This window comes from Pseudomonas sp. SMSB3, from assembly GCF_052041965.1.
Taxonomy (GTDB): domain Bacteria; phylum Pseudomonadota; class Gammaproteobacteria; order Pseudomonadales; family Pseudomonadaceae; genus Aquipseudomonas.
The window spans coordinates 174,264-191,040 of sequence record NZ_JBKGGV010000003.1; the positions used below are offsets into that span (position 1 = coordinate 174,264).

Annotated in this window: 18 protein-coding genes; 7 read left to right on the plus strand and 11 right to left on the minus strand. The window is 62.6% G+C overall.

From position 1 onward, the window contains the following. The first annotated feature begins 11 nt into the window (after window positions 1-11). The gene (locus ACLEJW_RS06725; protein WP_060477211.1) at window positions 12-584 is read left to right on the plus strand and encodes a xanthine phosphoribosyltransferase; all 573 of its coding nucleotides are present in this window, start codon (window positions 12-14) and stop codon (window positions 582-584) included. A 36-nt stretch (window positions 585-620) separates the two neighbouring features. On the opposite strand, the gene ACLEJW_RS06730 is transcribed toward ACLEJW_RS06725, so the two are convergent. The 5 genes from ACLEJW_RS06730 to dadA all read right to left on the minus strand — a co-directional run bounded on the left by ACLEJW_RS06730 (window position 621) and on the right by dadA (window position 6,382). Continuing rightward, window positions 621-2,477, minus strand: coding sequence for an acetyl-CoA hydrolase/transferase C-terminal domain-containing protein (locus ACLEJW_RS06730; protein ID WP_313454900.1), 1,857 nt, complete (start codon window positions 2,475-2,477; stop codon window positions 621-623). Between the two features lie 164 nt (window positions 2,478-2,641). Further along, window positions 2,642-3,046 carry a c-type cytochrome gene (locus ACLEJW_RS06735; protein ID WP_440777331.1) on the minus strand — a complete coding sequence of 135 codons (405 nt, stop codon included), beginning with the start codon at window positions 3,044-3,046 and terminating at the stop codon, window positions 2,642-2,644. Window positions 3,047-3,200: 154 nt separating this feature from the next. Then, window positions 3,201-3,749 carry a cupin domain-containing protein gene (locus ACLEJW_RS06740; RefSeq protein ID WP_145184980.1) on the minus strand — a complete coding sequence of 183 codons (549 nt, stop codon included), beginning with the start codon at window positions 3,747-3,749 and terminating at the stop codon, window positions 3,201-3,203. A 108-nt stretch (window positions 3,750-3,857) separates the two neighbouring features. Continuing rightward, window positions 3,858-4,931, minus strand: a complete 1,074-nt coding sequence (gene alr, locus ACLEJW_RS06745) for an alanine racemase (RefSeq protein ID WP_145184284.1) — start codon at window positions 4,929-4,931, stop codon at window positions 3,858-3,860. 146 nt (window positions 4,932-5,077) lie between these two features. Beyond that, window positions 5,078-6,382, minus strand: a complete 1,305-nt coding sequence (dadA, locus tag ACLEJW_RS06750; protein WP_313295133.1) for a D-amino acid dehydrogenase — start codon at window positions 6,380-6,382, stop codon at window positions 5,078-5,080. 153 nt (window positions 6,383-6,535) lie between these two features. Here dadA and dadR point away from each other — a divergent pair, with 153 nt between their 5' ends. Continuing rightward, window positions 6,536-7,024: a transcriptional regulator DadR gene (dadR, locus tag ACLEJW_RS06755; RefSeq protein WP_003258963.1), complete on the plus strand. Its 489-nt coding sequence runs from the start codon at window positions 6,536-6,538 to the stop codon at window positions 7,022-7,024. 2 nt (window positions 7,025-7,026) lie between these two features. Here dadR and ACLEJW_RS06760 read toward each other — a convergent pair whose 3' ends face one another. Beyond that, entirely contained in the window at window positions 7,027-7,380 is a 354-nt protein-coding gene (locus tag ACLEJW_RS06760; RefSeq protein WP_145184290.1) for a YkgJ family cysteine cluster protein, read from the minus strand. Window positions 7,381-7,516: 136 nt separating this feature from the next. On the opposite strand from ACLEJW_RS06760, the gene ACLEJW_RS06765 reads away from it, so the two are divergent. After that, window positions 7,517-8,809 carry an NAD(P)/FAD-dependent oxidoreductase gene (locus tag ACLEJW_RS06765; protein ID WP_440777270.1) on the plus strand — a complete coding sequence of 431 codons (1,293 nt, stop codon included), beginning with the start codon at window positions 7,517-7,519 and terminating at the stop codon, window positions 8,807-8,809. A gap of 136 nt (window positions 8,810-8,945) precedes the next feature. Here ACLEJW_RS06765 and ACLEJW_RS06770 read toward each other — a convergent pair whose 3' ends face one another. Beyond that, on the minus strand, window positions 8,946-9,176 hold the full coding sequence (locus ACLEJW_RS06770; RefSeq protein WP_440777271.1) for a DUF1127 domain-containing protein: 231 nt from the start codon (window positions 9,174-9,176) through the stop codon (window positions 8,946-8,948). A gap of 179 nt (window positions 9,177-9,355) precedes the next feature. Here ACLEJW_RS06770 and ACLEJW_RS06775 point away from each other — a divergent pair, with 179 nt between their 5' ends. Both ACLEJW_RS06775 and ACLEJW_RS06780 read left to right on the plus strand, forming a co-directional pair. Next, window positions 9,356-10,786: a PLP-dependent aminotransferase family protein gene (locus ACLEJW_RS06775; RefSeq protein ID WP_440777272.1), complete on the plus strand. Its 1,431-nt coding sequence runs from the start codon at window positions 9,356-9,358 to the stop codon at window positions 10,784-10,786. 59 nt (window positions 10,787-10,845) lie between these two features. Further along, window positions 10,846-12,399, plus strand: a complete 1,554-nt coding sequence (locus tag ACLEJW_RS06780; RefSeq protein ID WP_145184302.1) for a phospholipase D family protein — start codon at window positions 10,846-10,848, stop codon at window positions 12,397-12,399. Window positions 12,400-12,402: 3 nt separating this feature from the next. On the opposite strand, the gene ACLEJW_RS06785 is transcribed toward ACLEJW_RS06780, so the two are convergent. Then, entirely contained in the window at window positions 12,403-13,542 is a 1,140-nt protein-coding gene (locus ACLEJW_RS06785; protein ID WP_313295128.1) for an MFS transporter, read from the minus strand. A 167-nt stretch (window positions 13,543-13,709) separates the two neighbouring features. After that, a complete protein-coding gene (locus ACLEJW_RS06790) occupies window positions 13,710-15,203 on the minus strand; it encodes an aldehyde dehydrogenase (RefSeq protein WP_313295127.1) in 1,494 nt (497 codons plus the stop codon). Window positions 15,204-15,399: 196 nt separating this feature from the next. On the opposite strand from ACLEJW_RS06790, the gene ACLEJW_RS06795 reads away from it, so the two are divergent. After that, a complete protein-coding gene (locus ACLEJW_RS06795) occupies window positions 15,400-15,759 on the plus strand; it encodes a cupin domain-containing protein (RefSeq protein ID WP_313295125.1) in 360 nt (119 codons plus the stop codon). Between the two features lie 85 nt (window positions 15,760-15,844). Beyond that, complete coding sequence (locus ACLEJW_RS06800; protein ID WP_313295124.1) at window positions 15,845-16,048, plus strand: I78 family peptidase inhibitor; 204 nt, start codon at window positions 15,845-15,847, stop codon at window positions 16,046-16,048. A 65-nt stretch (window positions 16,049-16,113) separates the two neighbouring features. Here ACLEJW_RS06800 and rpmG read toward each other — a convergent pair whose 3' ends face one another. Together rpmG and rpmB are read right to left on the minus strand one after the other, a co-directional pair. Continuing rightward, window positions 16,114-16,269, minus strand: a complete 156-nt coding sequence (gene rpmG / locus ACLEJW_RS06805) for a 50S ribosomal protein L33 (RefSeq protein ID WP_003253507.1) — start codon at window positions 16,267-16,269, stop codon at window positions 16,114-16,116. A gap of 11 nt (window positions 16,270-16,280) precedes the next feature. Beyond that, the gene (gene rpmB, locus ACLEJW_RS06810; protein ID WP_003253504.1) at window positions 16,281-16,517 is read right to left on the minus strand and encodes a 50S ribosomal protein L28; all 237 of its coding nucleotides are present in this window, start codon (window positions 16,515-16,517) and stop codon (window positions 16,281-16,283) included. Window positions 16,518-16,777: the final 260 nt, after the last annotated feature.

The following is a 16,777-nucleotide window of genomic DNA, read 5'->3' on the forward strand; positions in this document are numbered from 1 at the left end:
AGGAAACCACAGTGCAAGCACTGCATCAGAAGATTCGCGAAGAAGGCATCGTGCTTTCCGATCAGGTTCTCAAAGTCGACGCGTTTCTCAATCACCAGATCGACCCGGCGCTGATGCAGCTGATCGGTGACGAGTTCGCCCGCCTGTTCGCCGATGCCGGCGTGACCAAGATCGTCACCATCGAAGCGTCGGGCATCGCCCCGGCGGTGATGACCGGCCTGAAGCTGGGCGTCCCGGTGATCTTCGCGCGCAAGCACCAGTCGCTGACCCTGACCGAGAACCTGCTGACCGCTTCGGTCTACTCGTTCACCAAGCAGACTGAAAACACCGTGGCCATTTCGCCGCGCCACCTCAACAGCAGCGACCGCGTGCTGGTGATCGACGACTTCCTGGCCAACGGCAAGGCCTCCCAGGCGCTGATTTCGATCATCAAGCAGGCCGGCGCCACCGTGGCCGGCTTGGGTATCGTGATCGAGAAGTCGTTCCAGGGTGGGCGTGCCGAACTCGACAGCCAAGGCTACCGCGTCGAGTCGCTGGCCCGGGTCAAGTCGCTGGAAGGCGGCGTGGTCAGCTTCATCGAGTGATTGTACCTGGGGCCGCATCGCGGCCCCGGTAATCGCTCAGGTCGCTGCCAAACCTGCCAGCAGCAGCCGCTGATACAGCTCCTCTTTCAAGCCCTGCGGCTGCTCCAGTTGCATGCGCGCCAGATGCGCTTCGTAGCCTTGCGGCCCAGGTGCTTCGAGCGTCGCCTTGCCCAACTCCAAGGCTTCGCTGAGCTTGAATTTGCCCTTGAGCCAGTTCAACGCACGCAGCAAGTGCTGCTCTTCGCTGGTGAAGTCGGTACCCAGCGGGTACTCCGGGAACAGTTGCGCATGTCGCGCCTTGAGTGCCTCCAGGCGCGCTGGCGTGTTATCGGCAAACCGCGCATCGAGCACGAAGTCCTTGGCCAGCTTGCCGGCTTGCCTGGCTTGCTCGATCAGCGCTTGCTGAAAGCGTGAATCGCTCACCGCCAGCAAGCGAGCGATCACTTCGCTGTCGGTCTGGCCACGCAGGTCCGCAATGCCGTACTCGGTCACCACAATGTCGCGCAGGTGTCGGGGAATGGTGCAGTGGCCATAGTTCCAGAACAGGTTCGATGTCACCTCGCCCGCCGCCTCACGCCAGCTGCGCAGCAGCAGGATCGAGCGCCCGCCATGCAGCGCGTGGCCTTGCGCGACGAAGTTGTATTGCCCGCCTACCCCGCTCAGCACGCGCCCATCTTCCAACTGGTCGGCCACCCCGGCGCCCAGCAAAGTCATGCCGAACACCGTATTGAGAAAGCGCGCATCGCGGCGCTGACGACGCTTGAGCGGTTCGTCGCCGTACAGCTCGTTGATGAAACCGATGCCGGTCATGGCGAAGCGGCTGCGCTGCTCCAGGGTCATGTCCTGCAAGCGCTGATAGAACGCCTGGGGACCGAGGAAGAAGCCGCCATGTACCAAGACCCCAGATTCGTCTGCCGGACGCCGCACCACGCCGGCCTCGGCCAGCGCCAGCAGGCCGTTGACGAACATCTCGCTGCAGCCGTACAGGCCTTCGGCAAAGGGCGCTTGGCCGCCCTCGCGGTCGATCAGCGCCTGCCAGGGTGAGGTGTCGAGCTCGGCGAGCACGGCGCGATAGCCGGGGTTGTCGGCGTGGCGCGCCAGCAGCGCCGATGCCACGGCATCGCCCATGGCACCGATGCCGATCTGCAATGTGCCACCGTCACGTACCAAGGTGCTGGCGTGCAGGCCGATGCAATGGTCCTGGGTGGTGACGGGCATGTTGGGGGTAGAGAACAACCGGCGTTGCTCGGCTTCGTCGATCAACAGGTCGAAGGCGTCCATCGGCAGTTCGGCGTCGCCGGGCATGTACGGCAGTTCGGCATGCACCTGGCCGAGCATGAGGATGGTTTCACCGGCGGCGCGGCGCTCGGCGATCATCGGTTGCAGGTCCAGGGTGATGTCCGGATTACAGGCCAGGCTCAGGTGCACCGGACGCTCAGGCGTAGCGGCGACCAGTTGGGCGATCAGGTTCAGGCCCTTGGCATTGATGTCACGGGCAGCATGACTGTAGTTGCTGCTTATGTAGTCCTGCTGGGCCGTGCTGCTGTGCAGCAAGCTGCCGGGCTGCATGAAGAACTGCTGCACGCGGATATTCGGCGGCAGGTTATCGTTGCGCAGGTCGGCCAGGTAGCTGAGTTCTTCGTAGTCAGCGAACACCCGTTCGACGAAAGGCTCGAGAAACCGCCGCTGCAGGCCATCGCCCAACGGCGGGCGCCCCAGGGACAACGCCGTGTAGATCGTCAGCTGACGCTGCGGCAACGCTCGGACCCTGGCGTACAACGCGTTGACGAACGCATTGGGTTTGCCCAAGCCCAGCGGCAGGCCCATGTGGATATGATCCGGCAGGCGCGCCAGGACTTGCTCGACGGCATGGTCGATGGAACAGAGGTGCATCAGGGCCTCCTGAGTCGTCCTTGGGTTCAGGAGGTTGGACCGGGTGTCGGCGCGATGGTTGCCTAGCCAGGGTTCGCGCGAAGACGCATGCGCCAGTACCTGCGCAATGGACAGATGAACAAAGCCCGCCATCGACGGCGGGCTTGTGGACACGCTTCAGGCGCTCAAAGGCCGGACATCTTCTTGATCGCTGCCTTGAGGTCATCATCCGAGCAATCTGCGCAGGTGCCCTTCGGCGGCATGGCGTTCACCCCGGTAATGGCCTTGGCCAGGATGCCATCCAAGCCACCTTGATGGTCGGCGCGTTCTTTCCAGGCTGCGGTATCGCCGATCTTCGGCGCGCCCAGCAACCCGTTGGCGTGGCAGGCGGTGCAATGCTTGGCGATCACATCGTCCGGGCTCTTGGCCGCGCCGCCGCCCGCTGCGACAGCCACATCCATGCCCTGGCATGCCTGGCCTTGCACACAGACTTGGCCAACTGGCTCGAGGCGCTTGGCGATGTCGTCGTTGGTCGCTGCGGTTGCGCTCATTGCCCAAAGGGCGAAAACGGCTGCTGGTGCGGCCAGCATTTTTTTGATTTGGTTCACGCGAACACCCTCATGGTGGCTAAACATGCCCGCGGCCACGGTAATGCGAGCGTTGCAAAGTATAGCGGCAAGCCGATGCGCGTGAAACGACCCTACTCGGCAAAGGGGTATTGCAAGAGCAATGCAATGCGCTGGATCAAAAATTCGATGGGGTAGCGGCGCTGATCAAGCGTGCTGGTGTATCGAAAGGGTTGCGAAAGCGGTGTGGGCGGCTGCTTTCGAAGTAGTAACTGTCGCCGGCCTCAAGGATGAACAACTCATTGCCTACCACCAGTTCCAGCTTGCCCTCGAGCAGGATGCCGGTTTCCTCACCATCGTGGGTAAGCATTTCGGCGCCGGTGTCGGCCCCTGGCGGATAGACCTCGGTCAGAAAGGCGATGGCGCGATTGGGATGCGACTTGCCGACCAGCTTCATGGTCACCGCGCCGTCGGAGATGTCGATCAGTTCGTCAGCCTTGTAGACGATCTGCGTGGGGCTTTGCGCTTCCAGTTCGACGGAAAAGAACTCCACCATCGACATGGGGATGCCGCTGAGCACCTTGCGCAGCGAGCTGATCGAGGGGCTGACGCTGTTCTTCTCGATCATCGAGATGGTGCTGTTGGTCACCCCTGCTCGCTTGGCGAGTTCACGCTGGGACAGGCCCTTGAGCTTGCGGATGGCTTGCAGTCGTTCGCCGACGTCCAAAGCTGGAGCCTCCTGAAACGGTGTGATGGCGGGGTGCATGTGAACGATATCATGGCAATGCCGTTCAGTATTTACAACACACCGCCCGCACTTGGCCGCTTCGAAGGCTTATTCGCCGTAGTACTCCAGCGGCACCCGCTTGAGGTTGCAGAAGATCTCATAGGGAATCGTCTGCGCCTGCATGGCCACGTCACTGGCCAGCACCTGCTTGCCCCATAGCTCGACCGGACTCCCGACATCCGCCTGGGGTACGTCGGTGAGGTCGATGCACAGCATGTCCATCGAAACCCGGCCGATCAATTGCGTACGCTGGCCGGCGACGAGCACCGGCGTGCCGCTGGGCGCATGCCGTGGGTAGCCGTCGGCGTAGCCCATGGCTACCACGCCGACCCGCGTCGGCCGCTGGCTGTGGAACTTCGCCCCATAACCTACCGGCTCCCCGGCCGGCAGCTCACGCACGCTGATCACCCGTGATTGCAGGGTCATCACCGGCTGCAGGCGAGCCGCTTGGGCCTGATCCTGCTCGAACGGCGTGGCGCCGTAGAGCATGATGCCTGGACGCACCCAATCGCTGGGCGCCTGTGGCCAGGCCAACACGCCGGGTGAGTTGCGCAGACTGCACTCGGCGGCCAGCCCCTCGCGAGCGGCATTGAACACGGCAATCTGCTGCGCGGTGGCGTCGGCCTGCGGCTCGTCGGCACGGGCGAAATGGCTCATCAGCACGATGCGCGCGACCTTGCCGCTTGCCAGCAGGCGCTGATACGCCGCTTGGTAGTCCTTGGGGTGCAGCCCAACCCGGTGCATGCCACTGTCGAGCTTGAGCCAGATGCTCAGCGGTTTGTGCACATGGGTGTGCTCGATGGCTTCGAGTTGCCACAGCGAATGCACCACGCACCACACGTCATGCTCGGCGATCAGCGCCAGCTCGCTGGCCTCGAAGAAACCTTCCAGCAGCAACACCGGCGCTTTGATGCCAGCGGCCCGCAGCTCCAGGGCTTCCTCGATACAGGCCACGGCAAAACCGTCGGCCTCGGCCTCCAGGGCCAGGGCGCAACGCACGGCGCCGTGGCCGTAGGCGTCGGCCTTGATCACGGCCAGGGCTTTGGCGCCGGACAGTTCGCGGGCCAGGTGGTAGTTGTGACGAAGGGCTTGCAGGTCGATCAGGGCGCGGGCGGGACGCATGGCGGCTGCCTTATGGTGATTCGGATGTTGAAAACGGTGTCGGATGCTTCGCGGGCAAGCCGGCTCTAGCACGTACTGCGCAGCCTTGCGACCTGCAGTGTGCATGTATGAGCCCACTTGCCCGCAACAAAATCGCGACCAACCTCTTACTGCTGATGAGCCGGCGCGCTTTCGGCGTGTTTGGCGACGTCAGCGCTGCTGCCATAGCGCGAAATGTCCAGGCCTTCAGCACTGATCTGCGGCTTGCGGCGTGCGATCAAGTCAGCCAAAAGGCGTCCGGAGCCGCAGGCCATGGTCCAGCCCAGCGTGCCGTGGCCTGTGTTGAGGAACAGGTTGCGCAACGCAGTGGCACCGACGATTGGCGTACCGTCCGGGGTGGCTGGGCGCAGACCGGTCCAGAAGCTGGCCTGGCTCAAATCACCGCCGCGAGGATAAAGGTCGTTGACGATCATCTCCAGCGTTTCGCGCCGACGCGGATTCAGTGACAGGTCGAACCCTGCGATTTCAGCCATGCCGCCAACGCGAATGCGGTTGTCGAAGCGGGTGATCGCGACCTTGTAGGTCTCATCGAGGATGGTCGAGGTCGGCGCCATGCCGGCATTGGTGATCGGCACGGTCAACGAGTAACCCTTGAGCGGATACACCGGCGCCTTGATGCCCAACGGCTTGAGAAGCTGCGGCGAATAGCTGCCCAACGCCAATACGTAACGGTCGGCGGTCTCAAGCTTGCCGTCGATCCACACGCCGTTGATGCGATCGCCAGCACGATCCAGGCGCTGGATATCCTGACCGAAGCGGAACTCCACGCCCAGCTTGACCGCCATTTCCGCCAGCTTGGTGGTGAACAGCTGGCAATCGCCGGTCTGGTCGTTGGGCAAGCGCAAGGCGCCGGCCAGAATGTCCTTGACCCCCGCCAACGCGGGTTCGACCCGCGCGATGCCGTCGCGGTCGAGCAATTCGTAGGGCACCCCGGACTGCTCGAGTACGGCGATATCCTTGGCCGCGGCATCGACCTGAGCCTGGGTGCGGAACAGCTGGGTGGTACCGAGGCTGCGGTTTTCGTAGGCAATGCCGGTTTCGGCGCGCAGCTCGTCAAGGCAGTCGCGGCTGTACTCGGACAGCCGCACCATGCGCTCCTTGTTCACCGCATAACGATTGGCTGTGCAGTTGCGCAGCATCTGCGCCATCCACAAATACTGGTCGACGTCGCCGGTCAGCTTGATCGCCAGGGGCGCATGTCGCTCGAGCAGCCACTTGATCGCCTTGAGCGGCACGCCTGGGGCGGCCCAGGGCGAGGCATAGCCGGGCGAGATCTGGCCGGCGTTGGCAAAGCTGGTTTCCCTGGCCACTGCCGGTTGGCGGTCGACCACGGTCACCTCAAAGCCTTGCCGGGCCAGATAATAGGCACTGGCGGTACCGATCACACCGCTACCTAGTACCAAAACTCGCATCGTTCATCCCTCGCACGCGGCGCACCGCTATTTTGTTGATATGGCATGGATGGGCGCAGTATATGAAGCCAAGGCCAGTGCTATTCACTATATAAAAGCCTATTATTGGCGAGAATTCTCGGCAATAACGCCTTTCACGGAGGGGCATCCCCTATGAGAACCCAGCATCAGAGCAAGCGTGAACTGGACAAGATCGACCGCAATATCCTGCGCATTCTGCAGAATGACGGGCGCATTTCCTTCACCGAGCTGGGCGAGAAAGTCGGGCTCTCCACCACCCCCTGTACGGAACGGGTACGTCGCCTGGAGCGCGAAGGGATCATCATGGGCTACAACGCCCGCCTCAATCCTCAACACTTGAAGGGCAGTCTGCTGGTGTTTGTGGAGATCAGCCTGGATTACAAGTCTGGTGACACGTTTGAAGAGTTTCGCCGTGCAGTGCTGAAACTGCCGCACGTGCTCGAGTGCCACTTGGTGTCCGGCGACTTCGACTATCTGGTGAAGGCGCGGATTTCCGAGATGGCCTCTTATCGCAAGCTGCTTGGCGACATCCTGCTCAAGCTGCCGCATGTGCGCGAGTCGAAAAGCTACATCGTGATGGAAGAGGTCAAGGAAAGCCTCTGCCTGCCTATTCCCGACTGACGCTAGACCAGCACCTGACGGGTGCTGGCAATGTAGTTGTGGACCAACTGCTCGGCTTGCGGATCGAGCATCGGGCTTGGCCCGCGGCCACGCGGGCAGGCCATGCGTGGCGTGGTGCCGAACAACCGGCAGATCAGCGGCCGCTCTGCATACACGGTGCAGCCGTCGGGCCCAAGGTGGACGCAATCCAGGCGCTCGAGCGCCGCGTCCTGCTCGGCCTGGGACTTGCGCGGCAGACGCGCCATTTCTTCGGTCGAGGTGGTCACTGGCCCACAGCAATCGTGACAGCCAGGCTCGCATTCGAATGAGGGAATCAGTTCGCGCAGGAAGGTGATTTTGTGGCGATTGCAGGACATGGCGAGGCACAAGATGAAGAAGACCGCCCGATTATAAGCCCTTTGGGCACCGCGCTTGACCCACCCGCCGTTGGTTGCCCCGCCACGATCGCTCGGCTTATTCTCGCGCCTCTCGCCATCTTCAAGGGTTGTTTCAATGATCCACAGCGCGCAGCACGCCGCCTCCTACTATGCCGCCAGCAGCGCGCCACACCCTGATTACGCGTACCTGCAAGGTGAACACAGCGCCGATGTGTGCATTGTCGGCGGCGGTTATTCAGGGTTGAACACGGCGATAGAACTGGCCGAACGGGGTTTTTCGGTCATCCTGTTGGAGGCGCGCAAGCTCGGCTGGGGCGCCAGCGGGCGCAATGGTGGGCAGCTGATCCGAGGCGTCGGGCATGGGCTGGAGCAATTTCTGCCGGTACTTGGCGAAGAGGGCGTGCGCAGCCTGAAGCTGATGGGTCTGGAAGCCGTGGATATCGTCCGCGAGCGCGTCGGACGTCATGCCATCGCCTGCGACCTGACCTGGGGATACTGCGACCTGGCCAACAAACCGGCTGAACTCAGAGGCTTTGCCGAAGAGGCCGACGAACTCCGCGCGCTCGGTTACCGACACTCGCTGCGTCTGGTTGGCCGCGACGATGTCCATACCGTGGTGGGCTCGGAGCGTTACGTTGGCGGCCTGATCGACATGGGTTCCGGTCACCTGCATCCGCTGAACCTGGCACTCGGCGAGGCCGCAGTGGCCAATCGCCTTGGGGTCAGGCTGTTCGAACAGTCGCAGGTGACGCGCATTGATTACGGCATTGAAGTGCAGGTTCACACCGCCCAAGGACGGGTTCGGGCCAAGACCCTGGTGCTGTGCTGCAACGCCTACCACAACGACCTGAACCGTGAACTTGGTGGCAAGGTACTGCCCGCCGGCAGCTACATCATCGCCACCGAGCCGCTCGGCCAGGCGCGTGCTCGCGAGCTGCTGCCGCAGAACATGGCGGTGTGCGACCAGCGTGTGGCCCTGGATTACTATCGCCTGTCTGCCGACCATCGATTGTTGTTTGGCGGGGCGTGCCATTACTCCGGCCGCGATCCACGCGACATCGCCGCCTACATGCTGCCCAAGTTGCTCAAGGTGTTTCCGCAACTGGCGGGCGTGCGTATCGATTACCAGTGGGGCGGCATGATCGGCATCGGTGCCAATCGCTTGCCGCAAGTCGGCCGCCTGGCCGGCCACCCCAACGTCTACTACGCCCAGGCCTATTCAGGCCACGGCTTGAACGCCACTCACCTGGCCGCACGCTTGCTGGGCGAGGCGATCAGCGGCCAAGAAAGCGGGCGCTTCGACCTGTTCGCCAAGGTGCCGCACATGACCTTCCCTGGTGGCAGGTACCTACGCTCGCCGCTATTGGCGTTGGGCATGCTCTGGCATCGCCTGAAAGAGCTGGCCTGAGGGGTTGAGCAACCCTCTGGCTGAGTTTCTCGCATCCAGCGAACCTTGATTGAGCAAGCCAGTTGCTCCCACAGGGGCGCGTTGGACGCTTGAAGTGAGCAACTCAGCTGCCCCCGAAAAAAAGTCTCGATGCGGGTCAGTCCTTCCAGCAAGGTTTGCGCCCTTCGGTGCGCGCCTGCTCCCAGCTCAAGCCGATATCCCGTAGCTGGTCATCATCGAGCTGCAACAGCGCGCGGCGGGTATGCCAGCGATGCAGCATCAGCCCCCAACGCCCGAGCCCTTGCGGTGCGCTGAACACACTGGTCTGCTGCCCGGACTCCAATTCCTTGGCCAACAATTGCAAGCGCACATCGCTCATGCCACCCATCGCTGCTTTCTCCCATTCCGTGTGTGACCGTGGAGAAAGCATGCGCGGTGAGTACCGAGACAATACAGACCCAATACAGGCTTATTATTCCCATACAGAATTGGCTCAACGCCCGCTGAATGCTGTATTTTCAGCGGATCTGTACTGGTCGAATAACAATAATTCTGCGGGAGTATGCCGTGACCCTGTATCTGAACCTGGCCGAACTGCTCGGCGCACGCATCGAGCAGGGCCTCTATCGCCCCGGCCAGCGCCTGCCGTCGGTGCGCGCATTGAGCGTCGAGCATGGGGTAAGCCTGAGTACCGTACAGCAGGCCTATCGCATGCTCGAAGACAGCGGCCTGGTTTCACCCCGTCCCAAGTCCGGTTATTTCGTCAGTGATCATCGCCAGCTTCCCGGCCTGCCGGCGGTGAGCCGCCCGGTGCAGCGCCCTGTGGATATCTCGCAGTGGGAACAGGTGCTGGAACTGGTGCGCAGCACACCGCGCCAGGATGTCATTCAGCTGGGCCGTGGCATGCCCGACATCGACAGCCCGACCCTCAAGCCGCTGCTGCGCAGCCTCGCCCAACTGAGTCGACGCCAGGACATGCCGGGGCTCTACTACGACACCATCCACGGCAACCTCGCCCTGCGCGAGCAGATCGCCCGGCTGACGCTCGACTCCGGTTGCCGCCTGAACCCGGCCGACCTGGTGGTGACCACCGGGTGTCATGAGGCGCTGTCGTGCAGTATTCGCGCAGTCTGTGCGCCCGGCGATATCGTCGCGGTCGACTCGCCGAGCTTTCATGGCGCCATGCAGACCCTCAAGGGCCTGGGCATGAAGGCGCTGGAAATCCCTACCGACCCGCTCACGGGCATCAGCCTCGAAGCGCTGGAGCTTGCGCTGGAACAGTGGCCGATCAAGCTCATCCAGATCACCCCCAGCTGTAACAATCCCCTGGGCTACATCATGCCCGAGGCGCGCAAGCGGGCGCTGCTGAGCCTGGCGCAGCGCTATGACGTGGCGATCCTCGAAGACGATGTATACGGTGACCTTGCCTATACCTATCCGCGCCCCCGCACGCTGAAATCCTTCGATGATGACGGCCGCGTGCTGCTGTGCAGTTCCTTCTCCAAGACCCTGGCGCCTGGCTTGCGCATCGGCTGGGTGGCGCCGGGGCGCTACCTGGAGCGCGTGCTGCACATGAAGTACATCAGTACCGGCAGCACCGCCAGCCAGCCCCAGTTGGCCATCGCCGACTTCATTGCCGAGGGCCATTACCAGCCCCATGTGCGGCGCATGCGCAGCCAATACCAGCGCGCCCGTGACCAGATGAGCGACTGGGTGACCCATTATTTTCCACCAGGCACACGGGTCAGTCGCCCCCAGGGTGGTTTCGTGCTGTGGGTGGAGCTGCCGGAAAACTTCGATACGCTGCGGCTCAACCGCGCTTTACTGGAACAAGGTGTGCAGATCGCCGTAGGCAGCATTTTCTCGGCCTCGGGCAAGTTCCGTCATTGCCTGCGGATGAACTTTGCCTCGCGGGCGACGCCTGAAATCGAAGCGGCCGTGCGCAAGGTGGGTGAAACCGCCATTCGTCTACTGGATGAAGGCGATGGCCAGGCGTAACTTTGCGCCGCCCCTCACGGTCATACCCTTGGTGCATTGTTGGACAGGACAACTCAACTTTGAGATTTCAGCGAGCCTTGCCTCTGCTGCTGGCGCTACTGCTCGGCCTTAACGGCTGTGCCAGCGTCAGCATTCCCCGTGAAACCAGCCAGGCACTGCCCGCCAGCGACTCGGCTTTCGGCCGTTCGGTGGCGCGCCAGGCCGCGCCGCATGACGGGCGTTCGGGCTTTCGCCTGCTGCCCAACAGCAATGAAGCCTTTCGTGCCCGCGCCGAGCTGATTCGCCACGCCCAGACCAGTATCGATCTGCAGTACTACATCGTTCACGACGGCCTGAGCACGCGCACGCTGGTGCATGAGCTGCTGCAGGCAGCCGACCGCGGCGTGCGCGTGCGCATTTTGCTCGACGACACCACCAGCGACGGCCTGGACGCGATCATGGGCACCCTCGACGCGCATCCCAACATCCACCTGCGGGTATTCAATCCCCTGCACCTGGGCCGCAGCACCGGCGTGACGCGCGCCGTGGGGCGGCTGTTCAATCTGTCGCGCCAGCACCGGCGCATGCATAACAAGCTGTTTCTGGTCGACAACAGCATGGCCATTGTCGGCGGGCGCAACCTGGGCGACGAATACTTCGACGCCGAGCCCAACCTCAACTTCACCGACATCGACCTGCTCAGTGTCGGGCCCATCGCCGAGCAACTGGGCCACAGCTTCGACCAGTACTGGAACAGCGCGCTGAGCCGGCCGATCACCGACTTTCTGTGGCAGGCTCCCGACGCCAGCGACTTGCAAGCCAGCCGCCAGCGCCTGGAAGTGTCGCTGGCGCAGGCCAGGTTGCAGCGCAAAGCCTTGTTCGACCGCCTGATGGCCTACCAGACCCAGCCTCGACTTGAGGTGTGGCGTAACGAGTTGATCTGGGCACATGCCCAAGGGCTGTGGGATGCGCCAAGCAAGGTATTGGCCAACGATGAACCTGATCCGCAATTGCTGATGAGCCAGCAACTGGCGCCGGACCTGGCCAGCGTGCACCAGGAGCTGATCCTGGTTTCGGCGTATTTCGTACCCGGCGAGCCGGGGTTGCTCTACCTCACCGGCAGAGCCGATGCCGGAGCCTCGGTGAAGCTGCTGACCAATTCGCTCGAAGCCACCGACGTGCCTGCCGTGCATGGCGGCTATGCACCCTATCGGCGAGCCTTGCTGGAACACGGCGTGCAGCTGTTCGAGTTGCGACGCCAGCCGGGCGATCCCAGCGCTGGCCGGCTGAATTTCCAGGGTGGCTCCGATTCCAGTCTGCACAGCAAGGCGATCGTCTTCGACCGGCGCAAGACCTTTATCGGCTCGTTCAATTTCGACCCGCGCTCGGTGCTGTGGAACACCGAGGTCGGGGTGTTGGTCGACAGCCCGGAGCTTGCCGAATACACCCGTGAGCTGGCCCAGCAGGGTATGGCGCCGCCGTTGAGCTATCAGGTCAAACTGCAGGATGACAAGCTGGTCTGGGCCACTGAAGACAATGGCCAGCTGCATGTACTGACCCGCGAGCCGGGTGGTTTGTGGCGACGCTTCAATGCCTGGATCAGTAAAGCGGTGGGCCTGGAAAAGATGCTCTGAGGCTCAGGCCGCAGCAGGCTCGAAGGCCCCCGGACGACGCGTCAACAGCACCAACCCTGCAGCCCCGGCGGCCATCAGCCAGAGCAGTGCATGGCCACTGACCCACTGGCTGCCGGCACCGGCCAGCAGCGGCCCGAGCAGGCAGCCAATGCCCCATAGCTGCGCCACATGAGCATTGGCCCGCACCAGGGCATCGTCGCGATACCGCTCGCCGATCAGGATCAGCGACAACGTGAACAACCCACCGGCGCTGGCGCCGAACACCACCCACAGGGGCCAGATCAGCGGCGTTTGCAGCAGCATCGGGATGGCCAGGCTGGACACCAGCAACGCGACCGCGCAGCCAGTGAACAGCGCCTGACGAGAGATGCGATCGGCCAACGCGCCGATGGGCAGCTGCAGCACCGCATCACCGACCACCACCGTGCTGACCATGAACAGGGCAATCTCCGTGGTGAAGCCTTGCTGCAGGCAATACACCGGCAACAGGGTCAGGATCATCGCCTCGAATGCCGCGAACAGGGCGACAGCCCAGGCAATCACTGGCAAACGCCTGCAGAAGCCGAACAGATCGCTGAAGGTCACGCTGCAGGCTTCGGTGCTTGGCGCCCCACCCCGGCCCAGCAGCAGCACAGGTGCCAGCAGCAGCAAGCCAGTCGCGGCCCAGAAACCAAAGTCATCGTCTGAGCCCAGCACCCCCAACACCAACGGCCCGGCCAACTGGCTCAGGGCATAGCTGCTGCCATAAAGCGCCACCAGCCGACCGCGCCACTGCTCGACCACCAATTGGTTGATCCAGCTTTCACCGAGGATGAACACCACGGTAAGCGACATGCCGATCAACAGGCGCAGCGCCAGCCACAACGGGTAGCTCGGCAGCAAGGCGACCAGCCCAATGGACAACGCTCCGCCCCACAGGCACAGGCGCATCGCCGCCGGTACGCCAACCCACCCGGCCAGGCGGCTGGCCAGGCTTGCACCGAGCAACACCCCCAGCGCCGGCATGGCGGCCATGACGCCAATGGCGAACCCGCCATAGCCCCAGCCTTCCAGGCGCAGGGAAACCAGCGGCATGCTCACACCGAGCGCCAGCCCGACGCTCAGCACCGATGCCAGCACGGCAAAATAGGTTCCCCAACGCATCATCGCCTCCCAGGCAGCGTGTTCCGCACCTATCAGCGAACAAGCCGGACCACCGGCTCGCCCCGTCCCTGCCGAGTCTGCGCTTCAGTGCGAAGCGACTGCCCGTGGGAGTGGCGATCCAGCGATCCGGCTTGCCCGCGACTGGCCGCAATGCGGCCCTTGTGGATTTACAGCTTGATCCAGGTCGCTTTCAGCTCGGTGTACTTTTCCAGTGCGTGCAGCGACTTGTCACGGCCATTGCCCGACTGCTTGAAGCCGCCGAACGGCGCGGTCATATCGCCGCCGTCGTACTGGTTGACCCAGACGCTACCGGCGCGCACGGCACGGGCAGTCTTGTGCGCCTTGGAGATGTCCGAGGTCCAGATACCAGCGGCCAGGCCGTATGGCGTGTCGTTGGCGATGGCCACGGCTTGCTCGGCGGTGTCGAAGGCGATCACCGACAGTACCGGGCCGAAGATCTCTTCCTGGGCGATGCGCATGGCGTTGGTGACGCCGTCGAAAATGGTGGGTTCGACGTAGGTCCCGCCGGTTTCCTCCAGGATGCGCTTGCCGCCGGCCAGAAGCTGGGCGCCGTCCTTGTGACCGGCTTCGATGTACGACAGCACGGTGTTCATCTGCTGGGTGTCGACCAGGGCACCGACCGTGGTCTGCGGATCCAGCGGGTTGCCTGGCTTCCAACCTTTGAGGGCCTCGACAACCATGGGCAGGAATGTGTCCTTGATCGAACGCTCGACCAGCAGCCGCGAGCCTGCGGTGCAGACTTCGCCTTGGTTGAAGGCGATGGCGCTGGCGGCGGCCTCGGCGGCAGCTTGCAGGTCCGGAGCGTCAGCGAAGACGATGTTCGGGCTTTTGCCACCGGCTTCGAGCCAGATGCGCTTCATGTTCGACTCGCCCGCGTACACCATCAGCTGCTTGGCGATCTTGGTAGAGCCGGTGAACACCAGGGTATCGACATCCATGTGCAGGGCCAGGGCCTTGCCAACGGTGTGGCCGTAGCCCGGCAGCACGTTCAGCACACCGGCCGGAATGCCGGCCTCGACCGCCAGCTGGGCGATGCGGATGGCGGTCAGCGGCGACTTCTCCGATGGCTTGAGCACGACCGAGTTGCCGGTCGCCAGGGCCGGACCAAGCTTCCAGCACGCCATCAGCAGCGGGAAGTTCCAAGGCACGATGGCACCGACCACACCGACCGGCTCGCGCGTCACCAGGCCCAGCTGATCGTGCGGGGTCGGCGCCACTTCGTCGTAGACTTTGTCGATGGCCTCGGCGGTCCAATGGATCGCGTTGGCGGCACCTGGAATGTCGATGCTGGAGGAATCGCCGATCGGCTTGCCCATGTCCAGGGTTTCCAGCAGCGCCAACTCTTGCACGTTCTGGCGCAACAGGTCGGCAAAGCGGATCAGTTTGGCCTTGCGCTTGGCCGGGGCGAGCTGCGACCAGACGCCGGAATCGAAGGTGGCGCGCGCGTTTTCCACAGCGCGGTTGGCATCGGCCAGGTCGCAGCTGGCGACCTTGGCCAGGAAGCGTCCGTCGACCGGGCTCAGGCAGTCGAATGTTTCACCGGATGCGGCGTCGGTGTATTCGCCGTTGATGAAGGCGCGGCCTTCGATCTTCAGTTGCTGGGCACGTTGTTCCCAATCCGCACGGGTCAGGGTGGTCATACGAAACTCCTCCTCTTGTTTAGGTGCAACGCCGCACTGAGGACTCACTGGCGTTGTCAGAATGCTGGCCGGGCGACATGCGCACACTGGCAAGCGACACCCTAAACCAGGCGCTGCAAACTATCAATATATTTGACAGAAAAGGCCTTAAGGCCTACCTATGTGCATTTTATTAAACAATAACAGGAGCCGCATCATGAGTATCGCCAGCATCGTCGACTTCGCCCAGGTCCTGACAGAGGCCGAACGCTACCGCCCGGCAGCGGAAAAGATTCTCAAGGGCGAGCCGGACCAGGCTGTCTACAACCACTATTCCAGCCCCTGTGGCCAGTTTGCTGCGGGTGTTTGGGAAGGTGAAGTCGGGCAATGGACGGTGAACTACACCGAGCACGAATATTGCGAGATCGTTCAGGGCGTGTCGGTGCTGCGTGATGAAGCGGGCGGCGCCAAGACCTTGCGCGCCGGTGATCGTTTCGTCATTCCGGCCGGCTTCAAGGGCACTTGGGAAGTGCTGGAGCCGTGCCGCAAGATCTACGTGATGTTCGAACAGCAGTAAATATGTAGCGCCAATGCAGGCATCGGCTGCATGAGTATGGCCCAGCCCCTACCGCGGGCACCACTCACGTCAAAGGATGCTCAACATGACCAATGAAGAAGTGCTGCAAGCCATCGCCCACCTGATCGGCACCCCTTACGAGCCATCGGTGAAAGACACCATCACTGCAATCACCGGCCGTGATCGCGTCGTCGGGCCGGGAGAAGCCAGCACGCGTGAGTACGACAGCAACCGTATTCATATCATCACCGATGCCAACCGCCTGATCGAAAGCTTCAGCTTCAAGTAACAGCGGTGCAGGCATAAAAAAACCCGCGTCCTTACGGATGCGGGTTTTTTTTGGTCGCCGATCAATTACTTGATCTTGGCTTCCTTGTACACCACGTGCTTGCGAACAACCGGATCGTATTTCTTGATCTCGATTTTGTCCGGGGTGGTGCGCTTGTTCTTGTCGGTGGTGTAGAAGTGACCGGTACCGGCACTCGAAACCAAACGGATCAATTCACGCATGATGTTCTCCCTTAAACCTTGGCGCCAGCTTTACGGATGTCAACCAGAACGGCGTCGATGCCGCGCTTGTCGATGATACGCATGCCTTTGGCGGATACGCGCAGACGCACGAAACGCTTCTCGGATTCAACCCAGAAACGGTGGTGCTGCAGGTTCGGCAGGAAACGACGACGGGTTTTGTTGTTTGCGTGGGAAATGTTGTTCCCGGTTACTGGACCCTTACCAGTAACTTGACAGACTCTCGACATGACTCAGCCCTCTAAAACCACATGCCCAACCCGGCATGGGTTGGCCGCTTAATCTCTCAGTCTTTGGCGCCAGGCGCCGTGATTCTGGAGGTCTTACCGACCGGATTCGCTGATGCGACAGGCCGAGCCCCTAGAAAAGAGCGCTGCTTTATACCAGAAAGACTGCGTTGCAACAACAGAAGATGAGCATTCGTGTGCTGCAAATAGCGCGCGAGCAGCATAGCGACTCGCGCGCCGCGCTGTCGACCGCTCGTCGCCCA